The 14222-nt window shown below is 71.6% G+C and carries 11 protein-coding genes; 6 read left to right on the forward strand and 5 right to left on the reverse strand.

Annotated features, from left to right (window positions below; all coding sequences use genetic code 11):
- Positions 1–68: 68 nt before the first annotated feature.
- Positions 69–1451 carry a glycine--tRNA ligase gene (locus HHL19_RS02315; RefSeq protein ID WP_169084993.1) on the forward strand — a complete coding sequence of 461 codons (1383 nt, stop codon included), beginning with the start codon at positions 69–71 and terminating at the stop codon, positions 1449–1451.
- Between the two features lie 86 nt (positions 1452–1537).
- Here the strand turns inward: HHL19_RS02315 and HHL19_RS02320 are convergent, their stop codons facing one another.
- The 3 genes from HHL19_RS02320 to HHL19_RS02330 all read right to left on the reverse strand — a co-directional run bounded on the left by HHL19_RS02320 (position 1538) and on the right by HHL19_RS02330 (position 3959).
- Complete coding sequence (locus HHL19_RS02320; protein WP_169084995.1) at positions 1538–2248, reverse strand: VC0807 family protein; 711 nt, start codon at positions 2246–2248, stop codon at positions 1538–1540.
- A gap of 92 nt (positions 2249–2340) precedes the next feature.
- A complete protein-coding gene (locus HHL19_RS02325; RefSeq protein ID WP_169084997.1) occupies positions 2341–2934 on the reverse strand; it encodes a TetR family transcriptional regulator in 594 nt (197 codons plus the stop codon).
- Between the two features lie 17 nt (positions 2935–2951).
- On the reverse strand, positions 2952–3959 hold the full coding sequence (locus HHL19_RS02330; protein WP_169084999.1) for an aldo/keto reductase: 1008 nt from the start codon (positions 3957–3959) through the stop codon (positions 2952–2954).
- A gap of 244 nt (positions 3960–4203) precedes the next feature.
- Here HHL19_RS02330 and HHL19_RS02335 point away from each other — a divergent pair, with 244 nt between their 5' ends.
- On the forward strand, positions 4204–4380 hold the full coding sequence (locus HHL19_RS02335) for a DUF6243 family protein (RefSeq protein WP_169085001.1): 177 nt from the start codon (positions 4204–4206) through the stop codon (positions 4378–4380).
- Between the two features lie 60 nt (positions 4381–4440).
- Here HHL19_RS02335 and HHL19_RS02340 read toward each other — a convergent pair whose 3' ends face one another.
- The gene (locus tag HHL19_RS02340) at positions 4441–5883 is read right to left on the reverse strand and encodes an MFS transporter (protein ID WP_169085003.1); all 1443 of its coding nucleotides are present in this window, start codon (positions 5881–5883) and stop codon (positions 4441–4443) included.
- 100 nt (positions 5884–5983) lie between these two features.
- Between HHL19_RS02340 and HHL19_RS02345 the strand changes: the two genes are divergently transcribed.
- The 4 genes from HHL19_RS02345 to HHL19_RS02360 all read left to right on the forward strand — a co-directional run bounded on the left by HHL19_RS02345 (position 5984) and on the right by HHL19_RS02360 (position 12754).
- Positions 5984–6856, forward strand: a complete 873-nt coding sequence (locus HHL19_RS02345; RefSeq protein WP_169085005.1) for a helix-turn-helix domain-containing protein — start codon at positions 5984–5986, stop codon at positions 6854–6856.
- Between the two features lie 165 nt (positions 6857–7021).
- Positions 7022–8158: a tRNA dihydrouridine synthase DusB gene (gene dusB / locus HHL19_RS02350; protein WP_169085007.1), complete on the forward strand. Its 1137-nt coding sequence runs from the start codon at positions 7022–7024 to the stop codon at positions 8156–8158.
- Positions 8159–8516: 358 nt separating this feature from the next.
- Positions 8517–11228, forward strand: coding sequence for a pyruvate, phosphate dikinase (gene ppdK / locus HHL19_RS02355; protein WP_169086222.1), 2712 nt, complete (start codon positions 8517–8519; stop codon positions 11226–11228).
- A gap of 497 nt (positions 11229–11725) precedes the next feature.
- Positions 11726–12754 (forward strand): winged helix-turn-helix domain-containing protein, encoded by a 1029-nt coding sequence (locus HHL19_RS02360; RefSeq protein ID WP_169085009.1) that lies wholly within the window; start codon positions 11726–11728, stop codon positions 12752–12754.
- On the opposite strand, the gene HHL19_RS02365 is transcribed toward HHL19_RS02360, so the two are convergent.
- Positions 12724–13884: an alkaline phosphatase PhoX gene (locus HHL19_RS02365; RefSeq protein WP_169085012.1), complete on the reverse strand. Its 1161-nt coding sequence runs from the start codon at positions 13882–13884 to the stop codon at positions 12724–12726. The genes HHL19_RS02360 and HHL19_RS02365 overlap by 31 nt on opposite strands.
- Between the last annotated feature and the right edge of the window lie 338 nt (positions 13885–14222).

The following is a 14222-nucleotide window of genomic DNA, read 5'->3' on the forward strand; positions in this document are numbered from 1 at the left end:
GATACGGGGCCCATGGGCGCCGGTAACCTGTGGCATTCGCACTTCGTCGTCGTAATGAAGAGAGCACCGTGGCCGCCGACAAGATCGACACCATCGTCAGCCTCAGCAAGCGCCGTGGCTTCGTTTTCCCCTGCAGTGAGATCTACGGCGGTCAGCGCGCCGCCTGGGACTACGGGCACCTGGGCGTCGAGCTCAAGGAGAACATCAAGCGCCAGTGGTGGCGTTACATGGTCACCTCGCGCGAGGACGTCGTCGGCATCGACTCGTCGGTCATCCTGGCGACCGAGGTCTGGGAGGCCTCCGGTCACGTCGCGACCTTCACCGACCCGCTGACCGAGTGCACCTCCTGCCACAAGCGCTTCCGCGCCGACCACCTGGAGGAGGCGTACGAGGAGAAGCACGGCCGCCTCCCCGAGAACGGCCTCGCCGACCTCAACTGCCCCAACTGCGGCAACAAGGGCACCTTCACCGAGCCGAAGAACTTCTCGGGCCTGCTCTCCACCCACCTCGGCCCGACCCAGGACTCCGGCTCGGTCGCCTACCTGCGCCCCGAGACCGCCCAGGGCATCTTCACCAACTTCGCCCAGGTGCAGACCACCGCGCGCAAGAAGCCCCCGTTCGGCATCGCGCAGATGGGCAAGTCCTTCCGGAACGAGATCACTCCGGGCAACTTCATCTTCCGGACCCGCGAGTTCGAGCAGATGGAGATGGAGTTCTTCGTCAAGCCGGGCGAGGACGAGGAGTGGCAGGAGTACTGGATGCAGCAGCGCTGGAACTGGTACACCAACCTCGGCCTGCGCGAGGAGAACATGCGCTGGTTCGAGCACCCGCAGGAGAAGCTCTCCCACTACTCGAAGCGCACCGCCGACATCGAATACCGCTTCTCCTTCGGCGGCAGCGAGTGGGGCGAGCTGGAGGGCGTCGCCAACCGCACCGACTACGACCTGACGGCCCACTCCAAGGCGTCCGGCGCCAACCTGACGTACCTGGACCAGGAGTCCGGCGAGCGCTACACGCCGTACGTCATCGAGCCCGCCGCCGGTGTCGGCCGCACCATGCTCGCCTTCCTCCTCGACGCCTACACCGAGGACGAGGCCCCCAACGCCAAGGGCGTCATGGAGAAGCGCGTCGTCATGCGCCTCGACCACCGCCTGGCCCCGGTCAAGGCCGCGGTCCTGCCGCTCTCCCGCAACGCGCAGCTCTCCCCGAAGGCCAAGGGCCTCGCGGCGGACCTGCGGCAGAACTGGAACATCGACTTCGACGACGCCGGTGCCATCGGCCGCCGCTACCGCCGTCAGGACGAGATCGGCACCCCGTACTGCATCACCGTCGACTTCGACACCCTCGAGGACAACGCGGTGACCGTGCGCGAGCGCGACACCATGAAGCAGGAGCGCGTCTCCCTCGACCAGATCCAGGGCTACCTGGCCACCCGCCTCATCGGCTGCTGACCTCGGTCGTACGCGTACGGGAGAGCCCCCGGTCCGGAGTGTCGGACCGGGGGCTCTCCCGTACGTGCCCTTCGTGCGTACCGGGCTCAGGCCGCCGCGGTCGCCGCGGCCGCCGCTTCGGCCTCGGCCTGGCGCCGGGCCCCCTCGGCCGCCCGCCGCTTGCCGAACCAGGCCGTCCAGACGCCGAGCGCGCCCAGCACGCCGTAGATCATCACCGGGCTGACCACGACCATGGTGTCGGTCGGCAGGGTGTACGCGAGCGCGATCCGGGCCAGCGCCTCCGCCGCGTACGCCACGCCCCACACCAGCGTCATCGTGCGCATGGTGGAGCGGAAGCCCTCGTACTGCCACAGGCCGTTCCACCAGGCGGTGGACTCCGGGGTGCCGTCGGTGGCGAACTTCCGCCCGAAGTAGAACATCAGCGGGCGCGGCGCGAGCAGGGTGCCCAGACAGAGCAGGCCGAACAGGCCGGTCACACCGGAGTCCTTCACCAGGAGCGCGCGGGCGGTGTGCGCGCCGACCAGCGAGACGACGGCCGTGATGACCAGGAAGACCAGGGTGACGACGGCGAACTCGTCGAGCTTGCGCCGCCAGGCCACCATGATCGCGCTGTCCAGCACCGGCCAGGCGCTGCTGAGCAGCAGCGCGGAGAACTCGGACCAGCCGTGGTCCTCCGTCAGCGTGTTGTACGTGACGATCGGCGCGACGACGTTGAGCCCGATGGTCAGGATCCAGCCGAGGGCGGACGCCTTCCCGGAACGGGCCGGCGGGCCGGGCGGCCGGGCGATGTCGGACATGTCTCCCCCTGAGAGCGTGCGGTCGGGGAGAGGCTAGTCAGGTACAGGACAGGGAGGGGGAAAATCCAGGCCAAATGATCTTCAAAAAGGTCTCAGGCCCGGCGGAGCGCCCTGAGGACCAGGGAGACGACCGCCTCGAAGGCGGCTTCGATGTCCGGTGCGGACCAGTCGGCGGCGTGCGCCGGGTCGTGGAAGCGGTCCGTGGCGTCGAAGACGGCCCGGGCGGTCGTGGTGACCTCGGGATCCGAGGCGGTGAAGATCCCGTCCCGGATCCCGCTCGCGATGATGGCGGCGATCTGCTCCACGAGGTGTGCCACGTGCCGGTCGACCACCGCGCTGTTCTCGCCGATGAGGACCTGGAAGGTGGCCATCAGCTCGGGGTCGCCGCCCGCCTTGTTCCGCTTCAGCGCGAAGAGCGCCGTCAGCCAGCCGGTCAGCCGCTCGTCGGCCGGGCCGGTCCCCTCCGCGTACGGGCGGAGCTCGGTGATCGTCCCCTCCAGCCACCGCTCCGTGACCGCCTCGCGTAGCGCCGCCTTGGTGCGGAAGTGGCGGTAGACGCTGCCGTGGCTCACGCCGAGCGCCCGGGCCACGTCCACGACCGTCGCCTTCGCGGGGCCGTAGCGCCGCAGCACCTCCTCGGTGGCTTCGAGGATGCGCTCGGCGGTGAGGGTTTCGGTGGCGGCCATGGGACCGACAGTACCTGTCAGTGCTCGCTGTCCAGGTGGGCCATCTGCGCGGCCGGGTAGCGCTCGCCCGCGGCCGCGCCCGCCGGGACGGCGTCCTCGATCGCGGCCAGGTCGGCGGCGTCGAGCGTGACGTCCAGGGCGCCGAGCGCCTCGGCGAGCCGGGTCCGGGTGCGGGCGCCGACCAGCGGCACGATGTCGTCGCCCTGCGCCAGGGCCCAGGCGATGGCGGTCTGCGCCACCGAGACGCCCTTGGCCTCGGCGACGGCCCGCAGCCGGTCCACGAGGTCCAGGTTGCGGTGCAGGTTCTCGCCCTGGAAGCGGGGGCTCATGCCGCGGAAGTCGTCCGCGGCGAGCGCCCGGTCGCGGGTGAAGTGGCCGCTGATCAGGCCGCGGGAGAGGACCCCGTACGCGGTGACGCCGATGCCCAGCTCGCGGGCGGTCGGCAGGATCTTCTCCTCGATGCCGCGGGAGATCAGCGAGTACTCGATCTGGAGGTCCGCGATCGGGGCGACGGCGGCGGCCCGGCGCAGGGTGTCCGCGCCGACCTCGGAGAGGCCGATGTGCCGGACGTGCCCGGCCTCGACCAGTTCGGCGATGGCGCCGACGGTCTCCTCGATCGGCACGTCGGGGTCGACGCGGGCGATCCGGTAGACGTCGATGTGGTCGGTGCCGAGTCGCTGGAGCGAGTACGCGGCGAAGTTCTTCACCGCGGCCGGGCGCCCGTCGTAGCCGGTGAAGCCGCCCTCGACGGTGCGCAGCGCGCCGAACTTGACGCTGGTCAGGGCCTGCTCGCGGCGGTCGGCGGGGGCGGTGCGCAGCGCCTCGGCGATGAGCAGCTCGTTGTGGCCCATCCCGTAGAAGTCGCCGGTGTCGAGGAGGGTCACGCCGGCCTCCAGGGCCGCGTGGATGGTCGCGATCGACTCGGCGCGGTCGGCCTCGCCGTACAGCGCGGACATGCCCATGCAGCCGAGACCGAGCGCGGAGACGGCGGGGCCGGTGGTGCCGAGGGAGCGGGTGGGAAGCATGAGGGTCTCCTGAGGGGAGGGAGGGGGAGGAGTGCTGCCCTACAACCATGGCATGACCGATGACAGATTTCAATATTTGTCATTCGGCTGGGATGGTGGCCCCGGAAAACCGGATGCACCACGCCGAGCCGCCCCGCTACCGTGCGGGGCATGCACGCACACCTCCCGATCTACGAGTGAGGGCGGCGCCGCTCCGGCGGACCACCGACGACCCACCGCACACCTCACCGAAGGGGAGAACCCCATGGCCAAGAGCCGCAACAACCTCCTCGGCGTCGGCGGACAGCGCAAGAAGCTGTCCCGCGCCGAACAGAACGGCGCCCGGCAGGGCCGCGCCGCCGACGTCCGCTCCGCGGACGAGAGGAAGCAGGACCTCCTGAAGAAGATGCGCGAGCGCACCCAGGACGGCGCCGCCGAGTAGTCACCGACACCGGAGGGCCCGAGCCGCACACCAGCGGCCCGGGCCCTTTGCCGTGTCCGCTCAGGCCGTCGTCCTCGGCAGGCGGAGGGCGTAGAGGGCGGTGAGGAGGGCCAGGGCCAGCTGGACGAGGAGGGTGGTCGCCAGGGCGGTGCCCATGGGGGCCGTCGCCGCCAGCGTCAGGAAGAGCGAGCCCAGGGTCGCCACGCCGAGGGCCAGGGCCGACTGCTGGGTCGTCACCATCACGCCGCTGCCTACGCCGGCCCGGTCCGACGGGACCTCGGCGAGGACCACTCGGAAGAGGACCGGCAGTTGGAGGCCCTGGCCGAGGCCGGCCACCGCCATGCCCGGGGCCAGGGTCCAGGGGGTGACGTCCGGCCAGGAGTGCCAGGCCGTCCAGGCCAGCATGCCCAGGCCGGCCGCCTGGAGGACCGCGCCCGCCGGGACGACCCTGGTGCCCCAGCGGGCCACCAGCCGCGGGCCCGCGAGCGAGGCGGCGAAGAAGGCGAGCGCCATCGGCGCGAGGGCCGCGCCCGAGGCGACCGGGCCCAGCTCCAGGCCCTGCTGGAGGGCCACCGCGATCACCAGGATGAAGCCGCCGAAGCCGCCCGAGAGGGGCAGCACGAGGACGAGGCCCCGGCGGAGCGGGGTCAGGCGGAGGAGCGACGGCGGGACCAGCGGGGTGCCGCCCCGGAGCTCCGTGTGCCGCTCGGTGCGCCAGAACGCCGCCGCCAGGAGCGGGAAGGCGGCGAGCGCGCCCCACGTCCACAGCGGCCACCCCGCCGCCCTGCCCTCCGTCAGCGGGGCGAGCAGCGACACCAGGGCCAGGGCGAGGAGGACCGTGCCCCGGACGTCCAGGGGCGCCGGGGCCGCGGCGCGGGTCTCCGGGACCGTGCGGAGCGCCGGCGGCAGGACGAGCAGCACCGCCGGTACGTTCACCAGGAAGACCGCGCGCCAGCCGAGGCCCGCCACGTCCGCGGCGACCAGCAGGCCGCCCAGGATCTGGCCGGTGACGAACGCCAGCCCGGTGGTCGCCCCGTACAGGCCGATCGCCCGCGCCCGGCGGGCGCCTGTCGTCGAGGAATGAAGGGTCGCGAGCACCTGCGGCAGCAGCAGCGCCGCCGTGGCACCCTGTGCCACCCGTGCTGCGACGAGCGACCAGGCGCCCGGGGCGAGCCCGCAGAGCAGGGACGTCACGCCGAAGGCCACCAGGCCCACGAGGAAGAGCCGGCGCCGGCCGAAGAGGTCGCCGAGCCGGCCGCCGAGGACCAGCAGCACCGCGTACGCCAGGCCGTATCCGGCGACGACCAGTTCGAGGAGCGACTCGTCCGCGCCGAGGTCACGGCCGATCGACGGCAGGGCGACGTTGACGATGAAGAAGTCGACCAGGGGCAGCGCGGCCCCCAGGAGGACGGTGAACAGGCCCAGGGAGCCGAGGGCCGGCGCCGGGGCGCCGGGGGCGAGGGGAGCGGGACGGGTGCGGGAGCGGTGGGTCGTCGTGGTCACGTCCCGACCTTCGGCGCCCCGCCTGCCTGGTACCAGAGTCTCCTCATCCTGGTACCGGAAGTGCCTGGCACCGGACTCCGCGGGCGGGCACGCTGGGATCATGAGCATCGCCGTGACGACCGGACCCGAGGCCCGGCGGCGGGAACTCGCCGCCTTCCTGCGCAGCCGCCGCGAGCGCGTCACCCCCGAACAGGTCGGCCTGGTCAGGGGCCGCCGGCGCCGCACCCCGGGCCTGCGCCGCGAGGAGGTCGCCCAGCTCTCCGCCGTCGGCGTCACCTGGTACACCTGGATCGAGCAGGCCCGGGACATCCAGGTCTCCCCGCAGGTCCTCGACGCCCTCGCCGGGGCGCTCCTCCTCGACCCGGCCGAGCGCGCCCACCTCTTCGCCCTCTCCGGGCAGCCCGACCCCCGGCCCGGCCTGCCGAGCCCGGCCGTCACGCCCGCCGTACGGGCGATGCTCGACCAGCTGGAGCCCGTGCCCGCCGCCGTCCAGAACAGCCGTTTCGACATCCTCGCCCACAACCGCGTCTTCGGACGGCTCTTCCGCGACCTCGACACGCTGCCGCCCGAGGACCGCAACACGCTCTGGCTGGCCTGCACCGACCCGGAGTTCCGGGCCGCCGTCACCGACCCGGACCTGATCGCCCGCCTCGCGGGCAAGCTGCGCGCCCGGATGGCCGGGTGCCTGGTCGAACCCGCCTGGAAGCGGCTCGTCCAGCGGCTCGAAGCGGCCTCGCCCGAATTCCGCGAGGTCTGGGCCCGGCACGACGTGGTCTCCTCCGAGAGCATGGCCAAGGTCGTCCGCAACGCGCTCGTCGGGCCGCTCAGCTTCGAGCACACCGACCTGTGGCTCCAGCCCGGTCCCGGGCCCGTCCTCGTCACGTACGTGCCGCTCGACGAGGAGACCCGGGCCGGCTGCGCCCGGCTCCTGGAGCTGGTGGCGGGGGAGCGGGCGGCCCGGTCCGCCGCCTGACCGGGGCCGTACAGAGGTGGGGCCGTACGGAGGTGGGGCCGTTCGGCGGTGGGTCCCGTACGCGGGCGGAGGCGTACCCCGGACCTGTCCCCCGACATCTACCCCCAGACCTACCCCCCGCCGTACTCCCGACGGCCGTTCCCCGCGGTACGGGACAATGGGGCCATGACCGCGTTCTCCCCCCTCTCCATCGGCCCGCACCTCGTGCAGCCCCCGGTGGTGCTCGCGCCCATGGCCGGCATCACCAACGCCCCCTTCCGCACGCTCTGCCGCGAGTTCTCCGGCGGCAAGGGCCTCTTCGTGAGCGAGATGATCACGACGCGGGCGCTGGTGGAGCGCAACGAGAAGACGATGCAGCTCATCCGCTTCGACGAGACCGAGAAGCCGCGGTCGATCCAGCTGTACGGGGTGGATCCGGTCACCGTAGGCAAGGCGGTGCGGATGATCGTCGACGAGGACCTCGCCGACCACATCGACCTGAACTTCGGCTGTCCGGTGCCCAAGGTGACCCGCAAGGGCGGCGGCTCGGCGCTGCCGTACAAGCGGCCGCTGCTGCGCGCGATCCTCCACGAGGCCGTGACGAACGCCGGGGACCTGCCGGTCACGATGAAGATGCGCAAGGGCATCGACGACGACCACATCACCTATCTCGACGCGGGCCGGATCGCGGTCGAGGAGGGCGTGACGGCGATCGCCCTGCACGGGCGGACGGCGGCGCAGCACTACGGCGGTACGGCCGACTGGGACGCGATCGCGCGGCTCAAGGAGCACGTGCCGGAGATCCCGGTGCTCGGCAACGGCGACATCTGGTCGGCGGACGACGCGGTGCGGATGATGCGCGAGACCGGCTGCGACGGCGTGGTCGTGGGGCGCGGCTGCCTGGGCCGGCCGTGGCTCTTCGCGGACCTGGTGGCGGGTCTGGAGGGCACCGGGGAGTACCGGACGCCGGGGCTGCGGGAGGTCGCGGAGGTGATGGTGCGGCACGCGACGCTGCTCGGTGAGTGGATCGGCGACGAGTCGCGCGGTGTCATCGACTTCCGCAAGCACGTGGCCTGGTACCTGAAGGGGTTCGCGGTCGGTTCGGAGATGCGGAAGCGGCTCGCGATCACCTCGTCCCTGGAGGAGTTGAGCGCTCAGTTGAGCGAGCTCGACCTGGACCAGCCGTGGCCGGTGGGAGCGGACGGCCCCCGGGGCCGTACGTCCGGAAACAACCGGGTCGTCCTGCCGGACGGCTGGTTGAAGGACCCCTACGACTGCGCCGGAGTGAGCGAGGACGCGGAGCTGGACACGTCCGGCGGCTGAGATTTCCGGGCGACCGGGCGAGTGATCCTCGCCACCCTTGAGGGGGGTGGTGCTCAGATGAGCACGTTACCGGGGGGTGTGGGGCTTGAAGGGGTGGCACTGGGTGCCACCCCTTTTGTGTTCAACTCTTGAACGCAAATGCGCAGGGAAGCCGCTCACCTGAGCGCCCTGTCCCTGGATTGGGTCAAGCGGGCTTCGGGGCGTGAATGCGGAAGCTTCGCGTCGGTAACTTTCGAAGTGGGGGCGGACGGGTGGTTACGGCCGTGTGACCGGTAGGCGTCCCTCCCCAGAAGCCTTCGATCTGGGTATGTTCCTCGCCGTCAGGGCAGCCAACCGAGTCGTCGAGGAGTCGAGACCCGTGTCGGAAAATATTGATCAGAAGTTCGTGTACGACTTCACCGAGGGCAACAGGGACCTGAAGGACCTGCTCGGTGGCAAGGGGGCCAACCTCGCCGAGATGACCAACCTCGGTCTCCCGGTCCCTCCCGGCTTCACGATCACCACCGAGGCGTGCAAGGTCTACCTCGAGTCCGGCTCGGAGCCCGTCGCCCTGCGCGACGAGGTCACGGCCCACCTCGACGCCCTTGAGCAGAAGATGGGCAAGAAGCTCGGCCAGGCGGACGACCCGCTCCTGGTCTCGGTCCGCTCGGGCGCCAAGTTCTCCATGCCGGGCATGATGGACACGGTCCTCAACATCGGCCTCTCCGACGAGTCCGTCACCGGCCTCGCCCGCCAGGCCGACAACGAGCGCTTCGCCTGGGACTCGTACCGCCGCCTCATCCAGATGTTCGGCAAGACCGTCCTCGGCGTCGAGGGCGAGCTCTTCGAGGACGCCCTGGACGAGGCCAAGGCCGAGAAGAAGGTCGCGAGCGACACCGACCTGGACGCCGCCGACCTCCGGAAGGTCGTCGAGGGGTTCAAGAAGATCGTGAAGGCCGAGACCGGCCGCGACTTCCCGCAGGACCCGCGCGAGCAGATGGACCTCGCCATCGAGGCCGTCTTCAACTCGTGGAACACCGACCGCGCGAAGCTGTACCGCCGCCAGGAGCGCATCCCCGGCGACCTCGGCACCGCCGTCAACGTCTGCTCCATGGTCTTCGGCAACCTCGGCCCGGACTCCGGCACCGGCGTCGCCTTCACCCGCGACCCCGCCTCCGGCCACCAGGGCGTCTACGGCGACTACCTGCAGAACGCGCAGGGCGAGGACGTCGTCGCCGGCATCCGCAACACCGTGCCGCTCGCCGAGCTCGAGTCGATCGACAAGAAGTCGTACGACCAGCTCATGGAGATCATGTCGACCCTGGAGACCCACTACAAGGATCTCTGCGACATCGAGTTCACCATCGAGCGCGGCCAGCTCTGGATGCTCCAGACCCGCGTCGGCAAGCGCACCGCCGGTGCCGCCTTCCGCATCGCGACCCAGCTCGTGGACCAGGGCCTCATCGACGAGGCCGAGGCGCTCCAGCGCGTCACCGGCGCCCAGCTCGCCCAGCTGATGTTCCCGAAGTTCGACGAGCGCGCCGAGGTCGAGCAGATCGGCCGCGGCATCGCCGCCTCCCCGGGCGCGGCCGTCGGCAAGGCCGTCTTCGACTCGTACACGGCCGTCAAGTGGTCCCGCTCCGGCGAGAAGGTCATCCTGATCCGCCGCGAGACCAACCCGGACGACCTGGACGGCATGATCGCCGCCGAGGGCATCCTGACCTCGCGCGGCGGCAAGACCTCGCACGCCGCCGTCGTCGCCCGCGGCATGGGCAAGACCTGTGTCTGCGGCGCCGAGGAGCTGGAGGTCGACACCAAGCGCCGCCGCATGACCACCGCCTCCGGCACGGTCATCGAGGAGGGCGACGTCGTCTCCATCGACGGCTCCACCGGCAAGGTCTACGTCGGTGAGGTACCCGTCGTACCGTCCCCGGTCGTCGAGTACTTCGAGGGCCGCATGCACGCCGGCGCTGACGACGCCGACGAGCTGGTCCAGGCCGTCCACCGGATCATGGCCTACGCCGACCGCGTCCGCCGCCTGCGGGTCCGCGCCAACGCCGACAACGCCGAGGACGCCTCCCGCGCCCGCCGCTTCGGCGCCCAGGGCATCGGCCTGTGCCGCACCGAGCACATGTTCCTCGGCGAGCGCCGCCAGTACGTCGAGCGGCTGATCCTGGCCGACACCGACGCCGAGCGCGACGACGCCCTCAAGGCCCTGCTGCCGCTGCAGAAGACCGACTTCGTCGAGCTCTTCGAGGCGATGGACGGGCTGCCGGTCACGGTCCGCCTGCTCGACCCGCCGCTCCACGAGTTCCTGCCCGACATCACCGAGCTGTCGGTGCGCGTCGCCCTCGCCGAGTCCCGCAAGGAGCCGCACGAGAACGACCTGCGCCTGCTCCAGGCCGTGCACCGGCTGCACGAGCAGAACCCGATGCTGGGTCTGCGCGGCGTCCGCCTCGGCCTGGTCATCCCCGGCCTGTTCACCATGCAGGTCCGGGCGATCGCCGAGGCCGCGGCCCAGCGGATCGACGCCAAGGGCGACCCGCGCGTCGAGATCATGATCCCGCTCGTCGGCACCGTCCAGGAGCTGGAGATCGTCCGCGAGGACGCCGAGAAGGTCATCGCCGAGGTCGTGGCGGAGACCGGTGTGGAGCTGAAGCTGGCGCTCGGCACCATGATCGAGCTGCCCCGCGCGGCCGTCACCGCCGGCCAGATCGCCGAGGCCGCCGAGTTCTTCTCCTTCGGCACCAACGACCTCACCCAGACGGTCTGGGGCTTCTCCCGCGACGACGTGGAGGCCAGCTTCTTCACCGCGTACCTGGAGAAGGGCATCTTCGGCGTCAGCCCCTTCGAGACCATCGACAAGGACGGCGTCGGCGCCCTGGTCCGCTCCGCGGTCCAGGCCGGCCGGGCCACCCGCCCCGACATCAAGCTCGGCGTCTGCGGCGAGCACGGCGGTGACCCGGAGTCGGTGCACTTCTTCCACGAGGTCGGCCTCGACTACGTCTCCTGCTCGCCGTTCCGGATCCCGGTGGCGCGCCTGGAGGCCGGCCGCGCGGCCGCCGAGGCGAAGGGCAGCGACAGCCGCTGACCCCTCCAGGGGCCTGCCGGGCCCCGTGAGCCCCCGGGGCCGCCGTCGGCCATCCCTTCCGTACCCTCACCGGCGGAGGGCGGTCCCGGAACCGATAACGACGGGACGGACACCTTGTGCGGAGGTGTCCGTCCCGTCGTTTTCACGTCAGATTCGTGCGTAATTACGTCCGCATTGAATTATTGGAAATTGAACGTCTATGTTTGCGGGCGTTTCGGTCGCGGCCCCCGGATCCCCACCCGGGGGCCGCTCCCTTTTCACTGTGTCGGGCAGGTGAGCCGCAACCCTCGCCGACCGCCGCCGGACGGGCAAAGCCCCCCACGGTCTTCACCACGTCACCTCGGTCCTGAAGGTTTCCTGTCCGACCCGCACAGCATTTCCGTTGGGCTGTGTTCGCCGCGATGCTTTTCATCTGTGGCTGAAACACCCTGGTAACGTGCTGTGATGGAGTGCATACTCGATCGCGGGGTGGTTGCGAGTGCACAGGTGGGGACTTCATGCTTCGTATTCATTTCACTGCGGACGATCTGGCGGGGGTGCGGATCGCCGCCCGTCCTGACGTCCTGTGGGAAACGATTCTCAGCTTTCACCGTTTAAGGGACCGGCGCGGCCCGGTGGTGTTCGGCGGATGGCGCACGGAAACCAGGGCGCGGCTCGGCGGGGAGACCCGGCTGCTCGCCGCCCTCGTCCCGAGCCGCGGCTATTTTCCCGACTTCCTCACCCCGGCGGAGGGCCTCCACGGCCTCGACGACGGGCTCGGGGCGGTCCGCGGCACGCCGCACGGCCGGCTCCGCTCGGAGCTCTCGCTGCTGGCCGCCGACCGGTCGGGCGGCCGCACGGTGCCGCATTCGCTGCGGGCCCTCGCCGACGGCGGCCCTGAGCCCTTCGACCGGCTCCTCGGGGCGCTGCGCAGCTACCACCGGGCGGCCGTGGAGCCGTACTGGGCGCACATACGGGCCCGGGTGGAGGCGGACAGGGCGCGCCGGGGCCGGGCCGTCCTGGACGGCGGCGCGGAGGAGCTCCTCGACTCGCTGCCGCCGATGCTGACCTGGCGGGCGCCGGTCCTGGAGGCGACCTATCCGGTCGACCGGGACGTGCACCTGGACGGGCGGGGGCTGCTGCTCCAGCCCTCGTACTTCTGCCGGGGTACGCCGGTGATGCTGCGGGACCCGGCGCTGCCGCCGGTGCTCGTCTACCCGGTGACCCACGGGGAGGCGCCGACGGTCCGGCCGCCGGGCGCGTCCTCGCTGGCGAAGCTGGTGGGCCAGACCCGCGCGGAGGTCCTCCAGGCCATCGGGGACGGCGGGACGACCAGCGAGCTGGCCCGCCGGGCCGGGGTCTCGCTCGCCTCGGCCAGCCAGCACACGGGCGTGCTCCGGGACGCCGGGCTGATCGCGACCCTGCGGCACGGGAACGCGGTGCTGCACACGCTGACGCCGCTGGGCGCGGCGCTCCTGGGGGGAGGCGAGGCCCAGCGGCGTCGGAGCGAGCGCTGTTACGCGCGGAACGGGCCGGTCACCTCGTAGGTGATGCCGCCCGAGGAGCTGCCCGAGGTGCCGCGCTGGCTGGAGAAGTACAGCCGCGTGCCGTCGGGCGAGAAGGCCGGTCCGGTGATCTCGGAGCCGGACTGGCCGGTGATCCGCAGGAAGGGCGCGACGGTGTCGTCCGGGGTGATCAGGCAGATCTCCATGTTGCCGCCGTCCTCGGCGATGTACAGGTCGCCGGAGGAGGCGCCGGTGACGTTGTCCACGCCGGTGAGCGGGGCGGCGCCGCCGGGGACGAGGGAGTCGTCGTAGGCGAGCTCGTAGGTGTTGTTGGTGAGGTTCAGCTGCCAGAGGCGGTTGTCGCCCTTGGTGGTGAACCAGACCTTGTCGTCGGCGTAGTGGCAGCCCTCGCCGCCGTTGAACTTCTTCGCGCCGGAGACCTGGTAGCGGGTCGCGGTGGGGGAGCCGTCCGGGTCGGGGACGTTTGCCCAGGAGAAGGAGCCCGAGGTGGCGGTGCCGGCGGTGAGGACCTGGAGGGTGCCGGAGGAGAGGTCGCCCCAGGTGCTCGGCACGAAGCGGTAGAAGCGGCCGTCCGACTTGTCCTCGGTCAGGTAGACGACCCGGCGCACCGGGTCGGCCGCGGCGGCCTCGTGGTTGAAGCGGCCCATCGCGGCCCGGCGGGTGGCGGGGTTCACGCCCCACGGGTCGGTCTCGTAGACGTAGCCGGTGTCGACCTCCTCGCAGGAGAGCCAGGTGTTCCACGGGGTCTTGCCGCCCGCGCAGTTGCGGTTGGTGCGGGACAGGATGCGGTAGGCCGAGGTGACGGTGCCGGACGAGTCGAACTTGATCGCGCTCGCGCCGCCGGTGCTGGAGATCTCCGAGTTGGAGACGTAGATCCAGCCGGTGCCGTCGGCGAAGCAGGCTCCGCCGTCGGGGGCGCTGTGCCACTTGTACGAGGTGCCGGGGACGGTCTGTCCCGAGCGGGCGACGACCCGGCTGGTGAACCCGGCCGGCAGCATGATGCCGTTCGCGTCCGCCGAGCCGAGCGCGCCGTACGGGCCGGCGCCGGGCTGGGCGGGCGCCGCGTAGGCGGCCCCCGCCATCAGGGTGCCGCCGAAGGCCGCCGCCGACGTGCCGATGACCGCTCCGCGCAGGAAACTGCGTCGCTCCACGTCTTCTCTCCAGGGGTGTCGTGACCGCCCGCCGCCCGGTCGGCGGCGGGGCCGCGCGAGGGGAATCTAGGAGTGTGGAGTTGACTGTGCATCAACAAACGGTGACCGGGAAGGGGCGAGCGCGGGGCGGGGGAGTCGCGACCTGAGCAGGACGTCGGTTTCGCGCCATGGCGACCACCGGGGCTGCCGGGGCCGGGGGCGACACGGGGGGCCGCGCGCTGCGGGGCGACCACCGCACGCCTGCCGGGACCGGTACGGCCGCCGGGCGCGGCCGCCCATGCCTCCGAAGGTGGTCACGGCCGGGACCTTCGGCACTGGGGGCCGGGGGGCTCCGCCCG

The organism is Streptomyces sp. R302 (assembly GCF_012927245.1).
Classification (GTDB): Bacteria; Actinomycetota; Actinomycetes; order Streptomycetales; family Streptomycetaceae; genus Streptomyces.

Coding starts and splice junctions, on each gene's coding strand:
- HHL19_RS02320 (WP_169084995.1), bottom strand. CDS start 2,248: ATGTCCGACATCGCCCGGCCGCCCGGCCCGCCGGCCCGTTCCGGGAAG.
- HHL19_RS02325 (WP_169084997.1), bottom strand. CDS start 2,934: ATGGCCGCCACCGAAACCCTCACCGCCGAGCGCATCCTCGAAGCCACC.
- HHL19_RS02330 (WP_169084999.1), bottom strand. CDS start 3,959: ATGCTTCCCACCCGCTCCCTCGGCACCACCGGCCCCGCCGTCTCCGCG.
- HHL19_RS02335 (WP_169085001.1), top strand. CDS start 4,204: ATGGCCAAGAGCCGCAACAACCTCCTCGGCGTCGGCGGACAGCGCAAG.
- HHL19_RS02345 (WP_169085005.1), top strand. CDS start 5,984: ATGAGCATCGCCGTGACGACCGGACCCGAGGCCCGGCGGCGGGAACTC.
- dusB (WP_169085007.1), top strand. CDS start 7,022: ATGACCGCGTTCTCCCCCCTCTCCATCGGCCCGCACCTCGTGCAGCCC.
- HHL19_RS02360 (WP_169085009.1), top strand. CDS start 11,726: ATGCTTCGTATTCATTTCACTGCGGACGATCTGGCGGGGGTGCGGATC.